The organism is Roseateles sp. GW823-FHT07B05 (assembly GCF_058794515.1).
Window position 1 is genome coordinate 907,157 of sequence record NZ_JBXAGX010000001.1, and the last position, 18,450, is coordinate 925,606.

An 18,450-nucleotide genomic window follows, 5' to 3' on the forward strand; every position below is an offset into this window, starting at 1 on the left:
ATGACGCAACGCACGGCTCCGGCTGCAGGAACTGCCCAACGAAGCGCCCGTAGCCTGACCGAACTGGCCAGGCGGCTGCGCGAAGCCTGGCAGGGTGGGCGAGGCAAGGCCGGCGCGGCGCCGTCGCCGCAGGCGTCCAGCTTCCAGCTGGAGACGCTCGAGCCCCGGCTGCTGCTGTCGGCCGACCCCGTGCTGTCTTTCGGCGCGGCCGGCGTACTCCAGGTCACGCTGGGCGACGGGAACGACCAGGTGCTGGTGCAGAAGACCGGCATCGCTGGCGATGGCGGCCTGATCCTGGACCTGACGATCAACGGCCACAGCCAGCGCATTGGAGATGCCACGCACGGCGTGAGTGCCTTGCAGCTGGACGCCGGCGCGGGCGATGACCGCATCACGCTCGACGCCCCGGGCCTTCAGGCGCGGGTGGAGGGCGGGCTTGGCAGCGACGTGCTCCACGGGCCGCTGGCCGACAGCACCTGGCTCATCACCGGCGCCGATGCCGGCTCGGTCGGCGCGACGCAGTTCCGCGGCATCGAGCACCTGGCGGGCGCGGTCGACAACCAGGACACCTTCGTGCTGCAGGACGGCGGCTCGCTGTCCGGCGGGCTCGACGGTGGCGTGGGCGGCTATGACACGCTGCGTGTCGAGACCGCCGGCTCGCCAGCGCTGGCCTATGAAGCCAGCGGCCCCTACGGTGGCGTGCTGCGTGTCGACGCGCGCAGCGTGGCCTTCGACGGCCTGGAGCCCGTCAGCGTGCTGGCCGGCGCCAGCGGCGACGTGACCGTCTCGCTGACGCCCGGCAGCAACGACGCGACGCTGAGCTACGACTCGCTCACCAACCAGCTCGTCATCACCTCCAACCTGCCGCAGGGCAGCGTGGGCAGCTTCGAGACCTTCCTGTTCCGCGCGCCCACGGGCCGCACGCTGACCATCAACACCGGTTTCGGCGACGACCACCTCCGCGTGGCGGACCTGCGCGGCCTGGCCGATGTCGGCAGCTTCACCCTCGCCATCAACGACTCGGATGCGGTGTTCCTGGATTCGGACATCCGCATCGACGGCGACCTGTCGGTGTTCGCCGGCGGCAGCATCAACGTGGCCGCCAACGCCATCGTCGCGGTGGGCGGCGACATCGACATGCTGGCCAATGCCGACTTCGACCCCACGCTGGGTCTGATCGACGACCTGGGCGATCCGAGCCGCTCGCTCGGCCCCAGCTTCGACGCGGTGTCGGCCATCCGCATCGGCAAGGGGGCCCGCCTGTCGGGCGGCGACGTCACGCTCAAGAGCATGTCGTCCAACCAGCGCACGATCGACCTGTTCGTCAACGACATCGGCATCGCTTCGCTGACCGCCGCGCAGCGCAACGGCCTGCTGGTGCCGGCGCTGCCGCAGGACGCCATCGTGTCCTTCATCGATGGCGGCGGCGCGGCCGACACCATCGTCCGCAGCGACACCAACGGCAACTGGGCGGCCGACGGCTTCGTCGCCGGCACGATGATCGAGGTGCGCGGCAGCAAGTCCAACGACGGCTACTACAAGGTCGCGTCGCTGACCCCGAGCACGCTGACGCTGGACGTCGCGGCTCACCTCACGGCCGAAGCCGACAGCAGCGATACCGAGATCCGCGCGGTCAACTTCATGGCACCGGGCACGGTGCTGGACTTCCGCCACAACGACATCCTGTCGTCCGACACCGTGGTGCGCGCCAGCGGCGACTGGGTGGCCGACGGTTTCAAGCGCTTCCAGTTCGTGCGCTTCAGCGGCACGCCGGACGGTGATGGCGACGGTGTGGGCGACAACGATGGCGAGTACCTCATCTCGGCGGTCACGCCGGACACGCTGACGCTGTTCTACCCCTCGGCCATCAAGGCGCAAGCCGGCGTGGCCGGGGCATCCGCCTCGTCGCCCAAGGGTGACCCCGGCGCCGTGCCGGTGGCTGTGGCGGACCCCAACGTGCGCCTGGATGGCCGCGTGGCCCTGGTGTTCGCCGCCGCGGCAGGCGGTGGCACCGTCACCCGCTCGGATGCCGGTGGCAGTTGGCTGGCCGAGGGCTTCGCGGTGGGGCAGTCGGTGAACATCGCCGGCAGTGCGCGCAATGACGGCGGCGCCCGCCTCACGGCCGTCAGCGCGACGGTGCTGACGCTGTCCGACGACGCACCGCTGACGGCCGAAACCACGGCGCTCGCGACGATCAGCGCCACCGGCGCCGCCGAAGGCGGCACCGGCCTGACGCCCGAGCCGCTGCGGGACGAGTTCGACGGCGTGGCCAGCTTCAGCGGCTCGACCATCACGCTGGCCACCGGCACCTGGGCGGCCAAGGGCGCGGGCTTCGCGGTGGGCAACCAGATCAGCGTCAGCGGCACCGGCAGCGACAGCAGCGGCAAGTCCAACGACGGCTACCACCGCATCACGGCCGTGTCGGGCGCCACCCTCACGGTCGAGGGCACGCTGGTCACCGGGAGCGACATTGCCGCCAGCTTCGGCAATGTCGAGGCGCTGACGCTCGACCTGGCCGGCAACACCATCAAGCGCTCCAGCGGCAGCTGGCTGGCGGCCGGGTTCGCCGTGGGCCAGGAGGTGCAGGTCGCCGGCGCGCTGCTGGCCGACGGCGTCAACAACGGCAACTTCGTCGTCACCGGCATCAATGGCGCCACGCTGACGGTGTCCGCCCCGGGCTTCGCCGGCTTCCAGGCCGAAAGCTCGCAGGAGCTGGACGTCTACTTCGGCGCGGAGCACGGCCGGCCGCTGGTGTTCTTCGATGCTGCCACGCACAGCCTGCGCCGTGACGGCGGCAGCTGGGCCGACGACGGATTCCTGGCCGGGCGCCAGATCAAGGTGCGCGGCACGATGGCCAACGACGCCATGTTCGCCATCGGCTCGATTTCCGCGGACGGCCGCACGCTGGTGGTGGACCTGGCCGCGAGCGGTGGCGCCGTGGTCGCCAACGAACTGGTGCGAGCGCCAGACATCCAGGGCGTGCTGCCCAGCGACCAGGTGAACCCCAGCCACCCCAACAACCCGCTGACGGCGGGCCTGGTGGCCGAGAGCCTGATCGGCAGCGTCCCGACCAGCGCGCTGTTCGGCGCGTTCTTCGCGGCGCCGGTCAAGCTGCCGGTGTCCAAGTACTCGGGCACCGCCAGCAGCACCGTGCTGATCGACGACGGCGCCAGCGTGCTGGCGCGCGGCACGGTCGACATCGATGCCGATGCCGACGCCAACGTGATGCAGATGGTGGAAGGCCTGCCGCTGGGGGCCACCTACGTCAGCTCCACGGCCGATGCCCATGTGCGCATCGGGCTCGGCGCCACGGTGCGTGCCGACGGCGCGGTAACGCTGGACAGCACGGCCAACCATGCGATGACGGCGATGAGCGACGTCTCCGTCAAGAAGAAATCGGCTTCCATGCCCCGGCTCGCGCTGGTGTACGGCGAGGGCACCACCACCACGCTCACCGAAGTCGCCGAGGGCGCGCTGGTCAGCGGCCAGCAGGTGGCCATCAACGCCACCAACGACGGCAACGAATTCCTGGTCGACGCCGGCGGCAAGGCCCGGCGCGGGCCGGCCCTGGCGGTGATGGGCGTGGCGGTCAGCCACATCCGCACCTCGGCCGATGTGAAGGTCGACGGCGCGGTGCGCAGCCTGGGGGCCGACACCGCCGCGCACGGCGAGGCCCCCGCGGTCGCCTCGCTGCAGATCGGCGCCACGGCCGACAACAAGGAGAACGACACCACGTCGCTGGCGTCGACCAAGTTCGTCGGCTCGCTGCCGCTGGCCGGCGCGCAGGCCCACGCCGACAGCGTCAACCGCGCCACCGTCACCATCGGCAGCAACGCGCAGCTGACCAGCGCCGACAGCCTCAGCCTGGGCGCCGGCGCCAAGGACAACTTCCAGGCCTTCGCCGTAGGCGGCCCCAAGGGCCCCGGCGTGAGCGTGGCCGGCGCCCTCGTGAAGGCGGATGTCACCAACGAGGCGGAGGTGCGCGTGCAGCCGCGCGCCACGCTCGACGCCGTTGGCGACCTGGCGGTCGATGCGCATGCCGACATGCCCAGCCAGATCCGCCTCGGCGAGTACCTGGGCAACCTGCGCGACGCGCTGGACCTGGACAAGCCCGACCTGTCGCTGGACGACAGCAGCACGGCGCCCAACAACTCCACCAATCCGCTGGCCGGCGTGGAAGACCACATCGGCGAGGGCGCGGGCGCGGCCACCAGCCTGCTGGGCTGGGGCCTCGATGCCGCCGCCGGCATCGCGCAGGCCGTCACCGACCTGATGGCCGTGGTGCCGCCCAAGTACTTCGTGCCGAACTTCATCGCCACCACCTACACCGAGTCGTCGTCCAGCGGCAACCCGGGGCTGGCGGCGGTCGGCAGCGTCAACACCAGCCGGTTCGACAACATCGCCCGCGCCTCCATCGGCGAGGGCGCCCGCGTCAACCAGAACGCCGCGCTGCAGCGCGATGCCGACGCGGCGGTCACGGTCACCGCGTTGGCTACGGCCGACGCCATCCACATCGCCGGGCAGGCCAACCCGCTGAAGCCGATGGGTGGCACCAAGGGGACCGTCGGCGTGGGCCTGTCGACGGTGGACAGCGGCTATGCCGGCACCGCCGAGGCCTGGGTGGAGGATGGCGCGCAGGTCAGCGCGCCCGGCGGCATCCGGGTGGCCGCCACTCAGTCGGACGAGCAGGTGCTGGTGGCGCATGCCAGCGGCAGCGGCATGGCCGGCGCGGGCGGCGCGCTGGCGCAATCCGACGGCACGCACACGACGCGGGCCTGGATCGAGGACGGCGCGCGCGTGCACAGCGGCGGCGCCCTGGGCATCGAGGCCGAGCTGTCGCTGCTGTCCGTGCAGGCCAGCGGGGCTCTGCAGAAGACCAAGATCGCGTTCGGCGCCGCCTCGTCGGCGACGACACAGCACAACGTCACCGAGGCCTTCATCGGCGACCGGCTGACTGCCGCCGTGGCGCCGGCCCTGCCCGGGCTGGTGCAGGCCGACACCACCGCCACCGTGCGGGCGACGTCCTGGTCCGACCTGATTTCGCTCGGCGTGGCCGGCGCCAAGGCCGGCACGGGCTCCGTGGCGCAGGTGGTGGGCGCCCGCGCGAGCACCACGGTGGACGAGCACGTGCTGGCCGCGACGCAGGACAGTGTGCTGCGCGTCGGCACCGGCGCAGCGCCGGCCGGCGCGCTGAACATCCACGCCGAGGCGGATGGCAAGACCGTCGGCATCGCCGGCGCTGTGGGCCTGGGCGGCAAAGCCGCTGCGATCGGCCTGGCCGGGGCTATCGTCCAGAACGACATCGACCGCACCGTGGCCGCCGCGCTGGGCGGCGAGGTGCATGCGGGCACGGTCGACGTGCAGGCCAGTGCGACCGGCCTGCTGGTGGGCGTCAGCGCCAGCGCGGCGGTCGGCAACGGGCCCGACGCCGCCGGCTCGGTGATCAGCGGCGGCACCGGCACGACGGTCACCGCCACCGTCCGCGACGGCGCGCTGGTGCGCGCCCAGGGCGACCTGACCGTCGCCGCACGCAACGACACCCGCGTGGTGACGGTGGCTGGCGCGCTGGCCAAGGGCGGCAAGGCCGGCGCAGGCGTCGGTGCCTCGGCTCAGGACGTCGCTATCACCAGCGTCGTGCAGGCCCAGATCAACGCGGCCGACGTGGAGGTCGGCGGCCAGCTGGTGCTGCGGGCCGATGCGATCAACGACGTGCTGGCCATCGCCGCCAGCCTCGGCGCCTCGAACATGGTCGGCCTGGCGGGCTCGGCGGTGCGCCTGTCGGTGGACAGCACGGTCGACGCCCGCGTGACCGCCGGCGCGGACATCCAGGTGCAGGGCAGCGCGCTGGTGCAGGCGCTGGACGACACGCCGGTGCTGGTGGTGGCCGGCGGTGCCGCCTTCGGCCGCCAGCTGGGCGTCGGGGCCTCCGGCGCGCAGCTGAGCGTGCGCCGCCAGATGCTGGCGGCCGTCGATGACGACGCCCAGCTCGACGCCGACGGCCATGGCACGCCGCCCGCGGGCCGCGACGGGGCGCGCGTGCGCGGCGTCGTCGTGCGCGCCGTCGCCACCGATACCGTGGTGACCGCCGCCGCGGCTGGCGCGATGGCGCAGATGCCCGCGCTGGCCGCCTCGGTGGCTGACACCCGCATCGACAGCGCCGTGGACGCCCGCATCGGCGACCGCGCCCAGGTCAACCAACGCGACGCCGCCAGCGCCGATGCCGCGCAGGCGGTGCAGGTCAGCGCGCGCCACGAGGTGAACACCCTCGGCGTGGCGGGTGGCCTGGTCAGTGGCGGCCTGGTGGGCGTGGGCGCTTCGGCGGACCATGCCGCCATCAACGCGCATGTCGGCGCCGTCGTCGGCGCCGGTGCCCGCGTCGCGGCACGCGACGACATCACGGTGCAGGCGCTGAGCCTGCTGGACCTGACGAGCACCGTCGTCACCGGCACCTCGGTGTCGGCGGCCGGCCTGGTGGTCGACGGCTCGGTGTCGGTGCTCGGCGTCACGCGCGACGTACTGGCCGGCGTGGGCGCCGGGGCGCAACTCGCCGCCGGAGACGACGTCGTCGTCGATGCCCAGTCGCGCCTGCTGCTGACGCAGGTCGACGCCGGCCTGGCCCGTGGCGGCAACGCCGGCCTGGCGGGCGCCGTGGGCGTCTTCACGCATGACAACCGCACGCAGGCCCTGGTGGCCGATGGCGCCAGCCTGCGTGCCGGCGGCGACCTGCTGGTGCAGGCCGACAACGTCGCCAAGCTGCTCGGCGTGGCCGGCAGCCTGGCCGTGGGCAGCGCGCAGGCGGGCCTGGGCCTGTCGGCGATGACGCTGACGCAGACCGAACGCGTCGAGGCGCTCGTTGGCAAGAACGCGACGCTGGTCGCGCTCGGCGCCGGTGGCGCCGCGACCGTGCAGACGGCCGTGGGCGATGCGCGTGCCGCCGACGCCGCCTTCCACGGCGCCAGCGTCACCGCGACGAACACGCAGGACGTGCTGGCCATCGCGGCCGGCGGCGCGCAGGCCGGCCTGGTGGGCGTGGCCGGTTCGGGCGGTGCCGTGGTCATGGACGAGACCACCCGCGCGCTGGTCGGTGACGGCACGCGCATCAACGCCGACGGCCCGGGCGCCCAGGGCGTCAACCTGCTGGCCGACAACCGCAGCACGGTGATGGTGCTGGGCGGCGCCATCGGCGCGGGCAACCAGGCCGGCCTCGGCGCCGGCGCTGGGGTGTTGATGCTGAAGAAGCAGACCGAGGCCGTGCTGGGCGGCACCGTGCTGGCCCAGGGCCATGTGCGCGTTCATGCGCTTTCGCGCGAGGACGGCGTGGCCGCGGGCGGCGGTGCCGGCGTCGGCACCAGCGTCGGCCTGGCGGGCGGCGTGGCGCTGACCACGCTCGACCTGGCGACCCATGCCGGCATTGCCGCGCGGGCTCGTGTCGATGCCGGTGGCAGCGTCGCCGTGGCGGCGGACGACCAGACCCGGCTCGACCTCATCGGCGGCAGCCTGTCGGGCAGCAGCACGGCCAGCCTGGGCGGCGGCGCGGCCGTGGCGACGCTGACCAAGATCGTGGACGCCGACATCGGCGCCGACGCGGTGGTCGATGCGCGTGGCCAGGCCGCGCTGGACGTGCTGGCCGGCCGCTTCACCGCGCCCGTCTACACGCCCGCCGTGGCGAGCAATGTGCAGGTGGCGGCACCCGCCGGCATCGGCGCCCAGAGCGGCAGCAGCGATCCATCCCTGGATGGCGAGCGCAGCGTCGGCGCCGTGCGTCAGAGCGGCTTCCGCGGGCTGTCGGTCAGCGCCACCAACCGCGACGACATCGCCACCTTCGGCGTCAGCATCGGCGGTGCCGGCGAGGTGGCCCTGCAGCTGTCGGCCTCGGCCGCGCTGGTGAAGGCCGACACGCGGGCGGGCATCGGCGCCGGCGCCGCGGTCAATCAGGCGGCCGGCGGTAACGCGCTGCAGGACGTTAACGTGGCGGCGGCCAGCGACTTCCACCACCTCGGCATTGCCGGTGCCGGCGGCATCGCCGGCACCGTGGCCATCACGCCCGCGGGGGATCTGCTGACGCTGGACGCCCGCACGCTCGCCACGGTGGGCGACGGTGCCCGCGTGGCCGCGCAGCGGCATGTGCAGGTGCAGGCGGAGTCCCGGGAGGACGTGCTGGCCGTGTCGGTGGCGCTGGCCGGCAACAGCGCCGCGGGCGGGGCCGTGGCCGCGTCGGTGTCGGTGCTCGATCTGGACACCGCGACGCAGGCCCATGTCGGCAATGACGCCTGGGTGCAGGCAGGCGGCAACGTCGTCGTCAGCGCACGTGACGACAGCGACCTCGACGTGATCGGCGGCTCGGCCGGCCTCAGCCTAGGCCAAGTCGGCATCGGTGGCGCCGTCGGCGTGACGCTGCTGACCAAGCGCACGGAAGCCACCATCGGCAACGGCGCCACGGTGGACGCGGCGGCCCGGGCCGGCGACCTGGCGGGCGTGCTCGACGGCACGCAGGACGCCAGCGGTGCGTTCGGCACGGTGAGCCGTCGTGGCGTCATCGTGCAGGCGCGCTCGGCTGAAGACCTGTTCGGCGTTTCCGCCAGCGCGGGCGTGGGCAACTTCGTAGCGCTGGCCGGCGCCGTCACTGTGTCGATCATCGACAGCGACACCACGGCCGCCATCGGCGGCGGCGCACGCGTCAACGGCGGGCCGGGCGCGGCCGATGCCGGGCAGTCCGTCACCGTCGTGGCGGGCAACAGCCTTAACCTGAAGGCCATCGACGGCGTGCTCGCCGGCTCCACCGCCGGCAGCCTGTCCGGCGGCGTGGACGTGGGCATCGTGCGCAACGACACCCACGCCTTCATCGGCGACAGCACGGCCGCTGCGCGCGGCAACCTCCACGCGCGCAACGACGTGCTGGTGCAGGCCGTCGCGCACAAGCAGATCGACAGCCTGGCCGTCTCGGCCGCGCTGGGCCGCGTGGGCCTGGGCGGTGCGGCATCGGTCTACCAGCTGGGCGGCAACTTCAACGCCAGCTACAGCTTCGACGACGCCGGCACCCGCCGCAACGAAAACGCGCTGCAGGGCACCGACACCGATCTCGCCAACGCCGCGGACAGCCAGGCCCGGCCCACCCAGCTGATCGCCACGTTGGGCGGCTACGACGGTCTGACCGAGTTCGGCGCGGCCCAGGTCAGCGGCGGCCAGATCGTGCTGGCCGCCGACCCCGGCTGGCACACCGGCGATGCGCTGGTCTACCGCCGCGGTGCGGACGGCAACCAGGCCGTCGGCGAGCTGCGTGATGGCGTCGAGTACTACGTCATCGTCGACGCCGCCCAGCCCGGGCGCATCCGGCTGGCGGCCACGCTGGCCGATGCAGAGGCCGGCCACGCGCTGGCACTGTCCGGCGGCAGCGGCGGCGGCCACACGCTGGGCAGCGCGCAGGCCGACGCCGCCCGGCGCGCCGCCCGCGGCGCGGCCACGAGGCTGCAGGCCGCCGTGCCCACGCAGGGCGTGACGACCGCCACCCAGGCCACCACCGCCACCAGCGCCGGCACGCAGGCCTTCATCGGCCAGCACAACACCGTCGCGGCCGGCGACGGCATCACCGTCGGCGCCGACGAGCAGCTGGACATGACGCTGATCGTGGGCGCGGTGGGCATCGACGTGACGGCCCAGGGCGCCGGCATCGGGGCGTCCATCGGCATCGTCAACAACCAGTCCGATGTGCGGGCCGAAGTGCGTGACGGCGCCGTGCTGTCCGCCGGCGGGGACATCACGATCAGCAGCGACTACACCAGCGACCTGCGCGCGCTGGCCGTGGCCGGCGGCGTCGGCGGCATCGTCGGCGCGGCGGCGTCCGTCGTCTATGTGCAGGACGTGGCGACAGCGCGGGCCTTCCTCGCCGACGACAGCGGCGGTGGTGGCGTGCAGATCACGCAGGCCGACGCGGTGCGCATCGACGCCCGCTACGACGCCCGCATCCAGGCCACCACGACGGGCCTGGCCATCGCCTACAACCCGACGCTGCCCGGCGTGGCCGGCGGCGCGGCGGTCAACATCCTCAGCCTGCAGGGCGGCGCCGACGCGCGCGTGGGCAGCGGTGCGCGCATCGGCGCGGCCGCCGGCCAGACGGTGGGTGACCTGCACGTGGGCAGCGAGGCCCACAGCCGCATCGACAGCTACCCGGGCAGCAGCGTGATGGCGGTGGCCATTGCCGGCGGCCCCGGCGCGGGAGCGGCAGGCGCCGTGCTGCTGGCCGACATCGGCACCGACGCGCTCGCCACCGTGGGCGCCGGTGCGGACATCACCCTCGGCGGCGATCTCGACGTGGCCGCGCGCTCGCAGGTCCGGCTGGACGCCACCCTCGGTGGCGGCGCGATCGGCATCGGCGTGGGCCTGGGCGCGGTCATCGTCCGCGCCGACGTCACGGGCGCCACGCGCGCCGAGATCCAGACGCGCGGCGGCGCGGCGGGCGGCGGCAATGCGCGGGTGCGCGCGCGCAACGTCAGCCTGCTGGCCGATGCGCAGGCCACCCAGGTGGAGGTCGAGGCGGTCGGCGCCAGCGGCGGCGTGCTGCTCGCCGGCACCGGTGTCGACGTGAAGGTGACCGTGGCGCCAAGCGTGGCCGCCACGGTGGGCGCCGGCGTGGTCGTCGAGGCGAGCGGCAATGTGCGGCTCGACGCCCGCCATGCCAGTGCCGCGGTCCGGGCCGATGCGCTGGGCGTGGCCGTGGCCGGCGGTGCCGCCGTGGCGGTGGCGCTGGCCGATGCCACCCAGGCGGCCGACGTACGCGCCGGCATCGGCGAGGGCGCCGTGGTCAGCGCCGACGGTTCGGTGGGCGTGTTCGCCCGCGGCACGAGCGCGGCGCCCGTGCGGGCACAAGTCCGTCCGTTTGCCGGCAGCCTCCTGCTCGCCGGCACCGGCGCCGTCGGCCATGCGACGGCGAGCAGCACGGTCGATGCGTCGGTGGGTGCCGGCGCGCAGCTGCGCGGCAGCCAGGGCATCACCGTCGACGCCGACGGCGACAACGCCGCGCGCTCCGACGGCTTCAGCGTCAGCGTGGGCCTGCTGGCCGGCGTCGGCCTCGTCAAGACCGAGACGATCGTCAACGGCCGCACCACCGCCACGGTGGGCGACGGCGCCGTGCTGACCGGTGGCAACCTGCGGGTGCATGCGGTGGCCGAGGACAGCGGCGTGTCCGTCAGCCGCGCCGCCAGCGGCGGCATCTTCAGCGGCCGCGGCGCCGATGCCCGATCGGAGACCACCTCGGTGGTCGGCGCGACGCTGGGCGACGGCGTCACGGTGCAGGCCGGCAACGTCACCGTGCTGGCCGAGTACCTGCCCGAGGCCGACGCCACGGCCAAGGGCTATGGCGGCGGCGTCATCGACGCGGGCGTGTCGGTGGCCGACAGCCTGGTCACGGCCACGGTGGATGCCCGCATCGGCAGCGGCAGCCAGGTCGACGCCAGCGGCGACGTGCAGGTGCAGGCGCTGCGCCAATCCGTCGGCGCCCAGGCCGAGGACCGCGTGCTGGCCGTCAACGGCGCGGCGGACACGCTCACCTACGGCGACTTCGGCATCGACAGCGGCGACGTCGTCCGCTACCAGGCGAGCCAGCCCCTCGCCGGCCTGGCCAACGGCCGGGACTATCTCGTGCTCAAGGCCGCGCCCGGCGCCGCCGGCCAGCAGGTGCTGAAGCTGGGCGTGCGCTTCCAGGGCACGCCGGCCAGCACCACGTCGGGCGGCACGCGCATCGACTACGGCCTGGACGCCGACAGCGACCTCGTGCGCTTCGCCGGCAGCCACCTGCTGCAGACCGGTGACGCGCTGGTCTACGACGGCAGCGACGGCGCCGCGCTGACGGTGCGCAACGCCGATGGCTCCACCAGCGCCGTGACGGCCGGCCAGACGCTCTACGCGCGCGTCATCGACCCGCGCAGCATCAAGCTGTTCAGCAGCAAGGCCGCGGCGCAGGCCGGCAGCACGCCCAACGTCGACGGCCGCACCGCCGTCAACGCGGCCGCCGATCGCATCACGCTGGCCGGACACGGCTTCGTCAATGGCCAGGCGGTGACCTACCGCGACGGCGGCGGCCAGGGCTTCACGGTCGACACGGTCAACCTGGCGCTGGACGGCAGCTTCGCGCCCCTCACCAACGACGACGGCACGCTGAAGGCCGGTGACTCGCACGCGCTGTGGTTCAGCGAGCCGCACGGCTTCGTGAACGGCCAGGCGGTGCGCTACCACAGCGACGGCGCGCCGCTGGCGCTGGCCGGCGGTGGCAGCCTGGTCGAAGGCGCCACGTACTACGTCATCCGGCTCAGCGACAAGGCAGTGCAACTCGCGGCGACGCTGGCCCAGGCAACCACCACGCCGACGCCGCTGGCGCTGCTGGCCAGCGGCAGCGCGCAGGTCGGCCACAGCCTGACCGATCCCGGCATTGCCGGCCTGGTGTCGGGGCGCACCTACTACGTCACCGGCGCCAATGCAGGCAGCTTCCAGCTCGCCGCCGCGCCGGGCGGCGTCGCGCTGGACATCGCCTGGCAGGCCGACGCCGCGGCACCGTCGGTGAAGCAGTTCATCGGCAGCGAAGGCCTGGACCTGCAGGCCTCTGCCGGCCAGCACGGCCTGCGCATCGACATCGCCAGCGGCGCCAGCCTGGCGGGATCGCAGCGCCTGCTGGGCGCCGGCGGCGTGGCGCTAGCCGAGGTGTCGCCGCCGTCGGGCGACGGCCGCAGCTCGGCCTCGGCCAGCGCTTCGTCGGGCGGCCTGGTCACGGTCAATGTCGGCAGCGCCGACGTCACCGTCCTCTCGAACGTGACCGCCAGCATCGACGGTGACATCACCGCCGGTGGCGCGGTCGTCGTCCGCAGCGACGCCGACGGCGACGCGAGTTCCAACATCACCAACATCAGCGGTGGCGTGGTCGCGGTCAAGGTCTCCACCACCAACATCGTCGTCAGCAGCGCGGCCACGGCCCGCCTGGGCGGTCAGGTGACGGCGGGCGGCGACGTGCAGGTGCTGGCCAACAACCACAGCCGCCAGACCGCCGAAGCGCGGGCCCAGGGCGGCGGTTTCGTCGACGTGGCCACCGCGGGTGCCCAGTCCATCTACACCCCCACGACGCTGGCCGAACTGGCCGACGGCCTGGTGCTGCGCAGCGGCGGCGCGCTGCAACTGCAGGCCAGCCTGGGGGCGGACCAGCAGGCCCGCTCGCGCATCGGCTCCGGTGGCTTCGTCGCCAGCGCCGATGGCGACAGCCGCGCCACCATCGACGGCAGCCGCACCACGGCCCGCGTGGGCCGCGATGTCCGGGCAGACGCCGGGACCGTCGCGGTGCTGGCTCAGGGCAACGCCATCCGGCTGGACGCCAGCACGGAGACCGGCGCCGGCGGCCTGGGCGTCAGCAACGATGCCGACGCCACCGCCACGCTGGCCGACCGCGCGCAGGTGCAGATCGACGGCGCCGCGAAGCTCAATGGCCAGCGCGGCATGGACCTGCGCGCCGGCTACAGCGGCCTGGACATCGACGCCTATGCCAACGGCAACACCAAGGCTTTTGGCGCCCGTACCGACGTCAATGCCACCGCCACGGCCGACAACGACGCGCGCGTGGTCGCCAGCGCGGGTGCCACCATCGCGGCGTCGCCGCGCACCGCCGCGGGTGGCCTGCAGGCGGTGGCGGGCTATGACGCGCTGGCGCTGAACGTGCAGACCTTCGGCACGCAGCAGACCCCGTCCGCCCGCATCGATCGCACGGGTGCCTTCATCGACGTCGGTGGCGGCGAGGCCACGCAGACGGACGACGGCGACGGCCGCATCCAGTGGGATGCCGACGTCGACCTGCATGCCGGCATCAGCCCGCTGGTGGTGATCGCTGCCGGCGGCCAGGTCAGCAACCTGCCCGGCGGGCCGACGGTCACGACCAGCGGCGACACCATCAGCATCGGCGACATCCAGAACGCCGGCGGGCTGCAGGCGCGCCTGGTTTCCGAGACCATTGCCGACGCCAACCCCGCGTCGCCGGCAGGCGCCGGGCCGCTGTTCCGCGTGTTCGACAACTTCGAGTCGGTGACGATCCGCAATGCGTCCGACAAGTCGCTGCGCATCGGCAATATCAACCCGGCCAGCAGCCGCCAGCCCACCATCGACCTGCTGGCCGGCAAGGTGGACCTGGACTTCGACATCCGCCGCGAGAACGGCCCGACGACGATCGTCATCGAGAACACCTCGACGCTCGGCGCGCCCGACATCATCCTGGCCGGCACCATCACCAACCCGCTGGGCAGCACGACGCTGCGCGCGGCGGCCGGCGACATCGTCGCCCGCACCGACCGCGGCGAGATCGTGGGTGGCCACACGGCGCTGATCCAGTCGCGCCAGCTCACGCTGGAAGCGCGCCAGGGCAGCATCGGCTTCGACAAGGACGCCACCAACCACGACGGCGACGGCCTCGACGGCCGCAACCGCATCAGCGTCGACCTGGTGCGCAGCGCCAGCGGCGCCACCGGGCTGACGGCGCTGGCCGGTGGCGACGTGGCGCTGGACCTGGCCGGCCGCCTGCGCGACCCTGCCGCCACGACCGCCGTCTTCAACATCGACGCGGTGCATGCCGGCCTGGCAGGGCAGGGCGGCGTGGACGTGCTGCTGCAGCAGGCGGTGCGCGAGGCGCCCGGCAGCGGGGCGACCGCGCCCGCCGTGCTGGTGCGCACGCCCGACGACGCGTCTAGCGCGGACGATGCCGCCGGCGACCTGTACGTCAGCCGCTTCCGCCCGGACGGCGCGGCCAGCCTGCCCGACGTCAATGCCTTCTTCGGCCGCAACGCCACGGCCATGGCCGCCAGCTACGACGGCCTGGCGGCCGCGCCCGCCGTGACGCAGCGCGCCGGCCTGCGCCTGCTGGCCATGGCGGCCGCCGCCGAGGCGACGCTGGTGTCCACGGGCAGTGGCGGCATCCGTGTCGTGGCGGCTGACGCTGCCAGCACCGATCAGCTGCGGCGCGTGAACCTGCTCGCCACCGTCGACGTGCGGGGCACCGGTGTCGTGCAGGCCGATCTCAGCGGCGACGTCCGCTTCGACGAGACCGACGGCGATCTGTGGATAGACCGTGTGCAGTCGCGCTCGGGCAATGTGTCGCTCAGCACCCGGGGGGGCAGCATCCTGGATGCCCACACGGGCGCCACCGACCCGGGCAACACGCCGTGGGTGATCGGCAACGCGATCACGCTGGACGCCCGCGGCGGCAGCATCGGGCTGCTGAACGACTTCCTCGAGATCGATTCGTCGGCCCAGGCTGCGGGCGCGGTGAATGCCAGCGCCGACGGCAGCGTGTACCTGCGCGAGACGGTGGGCGACCTGGGCCTGGGCGGCGTGGTGTCGCGCGGCGGCGACGTGGCGCTCGTCACGCTGGCCGGCGGCATGACCGACGCGGCCGACGACGCGGCGGCCGACCTGCAGGCCGCGCACATCGACCTGCGTGCCAACGGCGGCGCCATCGGCACCCGTGCCAACCGCATCGAGATCGAAGGCGCCGGCACCGGCCAGCAGCAGAACGTGCTGGCGCTGGACGACGCCGTGCCGGCCGAGGGCCATCTGGTCGTCAGCGCCAGCGGCGGCGTGCACCTGGAAGGCATCGACGGCACGCTGCAGTTGCTGCGCGCGCAGTCCTCGGGTGGCGAGGTGGAGATCGCCACGCGCGACACGGTGCGCATGGGCGAGGACATCGTCGTGCTGGTCAGCGGCACCACGGTCTTCGGTGAAGCGGTGACCGCGGGCGGCGCCCAGGCCGCCGGCGTGGTGGAACTGCGCGCGGGCGACGACCTGACGCTGGCCGCAGGCACTCGCCTGTCCAGCTCGAAAGCCGTGGAACTGCGCGTGGATACCGACCCGGCCGACCCTGACCCCGCCCGCGGCGGCACGCTCGACCTGCGTGGCGCCATTGCTGCGCCGACGCTGCTGCTCGAAGGCGGCGCCGACATCGACTTCCTCCAGCTCAACGACCCGCTGGGCAGCAATGCGGGCGGTAGCACGACGGTGCGGGGCAACGGCGGCGACGACCGCATCTTCGCCCGTGCCGTGGCAGGCCCCACGACGCTTCAGGGCGGCGACGGCGCCGACCGCTTCTTCCTGGCCAGCAATGCCAGCAAGTCGCTGTTCATGACCGGCAGCGCCTACGACGACGGCGCCGGCGATGCTGCGCTGGCCCGGCTGACCGGCACGCTGGCGCGGCTGGGCGGCATCCAGGTGCAGACGGGCGCCGGCGGCCCCGGCGGCACCGTGGACGGCATCTACGTCAGCGCCGATGCGGCCACCGAGGGCCTCACCGGCCAGATCGGCAGCGGCCTCATCAGCGGCTTGGGCATGGCCGCAGGCACCGGCATCGGCTTCAACGCCGACGTTGGCGCGGCACTGCTGGTGGAGCTGAGCGGCCACGACGACCGGGTGCGCATCAAGGAGATGGGCGCCACGCTCTATGCCGGCGTCTACGGCGGCGACGGCGACGACGTGCTGGACGTCTACAACGACAGCGACCGCCTGGGCGGCATCGCCGGCATCGTCGCGTTCCAGGGCCAGGGCGGCCAGGACACGCTCAACGTGCGCGCCGACGCCAGCACCACGCCGGGCCAGGTGTCGGCCATCAGCCTGACGGGCATGGAGATGGGCCGCAACCGCCAGGTGGCGGTGCACAACAGCAATTTCGGCGCGGGCTACGACCTGTCCGCGGCCGACTGGCCGGGGGCCATCTACTTCGCCAGCCGCAGCCTGGACCTGCAGGGCAACAGCAGCTTCAGCAGCACGGTCGAGGCGGTCAACCTGCAGCTGGGCGGCGGCAACGACCAGCTGCGCATCGACAGCAGCTATGGCGGCGTGACCACGGTGCGCGGCGGTGGCGGTGACGACCTGCTCACCGTCGGCAGCAGCGCCACCGGCCTGACGCCGGGACTGCTCAACCGCGTGGACTTCGTGCGCGGCACGCTGCGCCTGGACGGCCAGGCCGGGGCCGACCGCATCGTGCTGGACGACAGCGGCGACGACAACGCCAACACCGGCACCTGGCTGGGCAACACCGTCAGCGGCCTGGACATGATCGGGCAGGTGCGCCTCGACGGCGACGACGCCGTCAGCGTCAAGCTCGGCCAGGGCGCCGACCGCTTCTACATCCCTGGCATGGACGCCGGGCAGAACCTCGCGCTCGACCTGGGCGGCGGCCAGGACCGTGTGCATGTCGGGGCCAGCGAAGGGCAGGAAGCCAGCGGCAGCCTGGCCGGCCTGCAGGGCACGCTGTCCATCGACGGCGCCGGCCCCGAGGCCGAGGACGAACTCTGGATCCACGACGAGGCGGACGCCGCCGGCCGGCTGTGGACCGTGCGCAACCAGGTGGATGCGGCGCTCACGCCCGTGGGCGACACCCCCTGGCGCTTCGACACCACCACCGTGCAGCGCAGCGGCGCGGCCGCCTTCACCTACCGCCGCATGGAGACCGTGGTGCTCGGCGCCGGCAGCGGCGACGACACGGTCAACGTCGAGTCCACGCACCGCGAGCAATCGCCGCTGGGCAAGAACGCGTCGTTCAACATCAATGCCGGCGCGGGCGACGACATCATCAACATCGGCACGCCGCTGACCAGCGGCGGCTACACGCTGGACCGTTTCCTGATCGACACCGGCACGCCCACGGCCGACAGCGTGCGCGGCATTGCCGTCGTCGTGGACGGCGAGGCGGGCGACGACAGCGTGTCCTATCTCGACACGGCAGCGACCACCGCCACCGACCTGGCCATCACCAACAAGCCCTTCGCGCAGATCTTCCCCGCGCAGGCGCCGGCCACCGGCGCCGACCCGCGCTGGCTGGCCCTCTATGGCCGCGTGCTCGGCGGCGACCCCACGGCCACGCCCTACGCGCAGGTCGTCATCAGCCGCGCCGGCACGCTGGCGCCGCTGAACGTCAACAGCCGCGGCATCGAGGGCCTCTCCGTGTCGCTGGGCAGCGGCAACGACGTGACGCAGCTGTACAGCCAGACCTACGGCTACGACATCACCGTGAACGCCGGCGCGGGCCGCGACAGCTTCCAGATCGAGGCCGGCCTCGACAACCGCGGCCACCTGGCCGTGTTCAACGGCGGCGATGGCGACGACCAGTTCTTCGCCGACATGGAAACCGGCGTGCCGGCCGGCACCGCCAACGTGACCTTCAACGGCGGCAACAACGGCGCCAACGGCGACACGCTGCGCATCGCCGGTGACGGCGTGGCGTCAGGCAGCTTCAACCCCAGCGCCACCGAAGCGCGGGCGGGCGAGATCCTCGTTCGCGGCAACCATTTCGCCTTCAGCGGCGTGGAGCCCGTGGTCATCCACGGCCTGTCTGCGCTGGACGTGAACACGCCTGCCGACGCCGCGGCCGACCTGCTGATCGACAGCGTCAACGTGGCCGACCTGAACCTGCCCAAGCTGGTGCTGCACACGCTGACC

At 73.4% G+C, this 18,450-nt stretch carries 1 protein-coding gene (running past one end of the window); it reads left to right on the top strand.

Annotated elements, in window-relative coordinates; translation table 11 throughout:
- On the top strand, positions 1–18,450 hold the 5' portion of the coding sequence (locus tag AC1Q7O_RS03770) for an LEPR-XLL domain-containing protein (RefSeq protein WP_492659131.1). Its footprint extends 8,613 nt past the window's final position; 18,450 of the gene's 27,063 nt are visible here — the first part of the coding sequence; the start codon lies at positions 1–3; its stop codon lies off the right edge, out of view.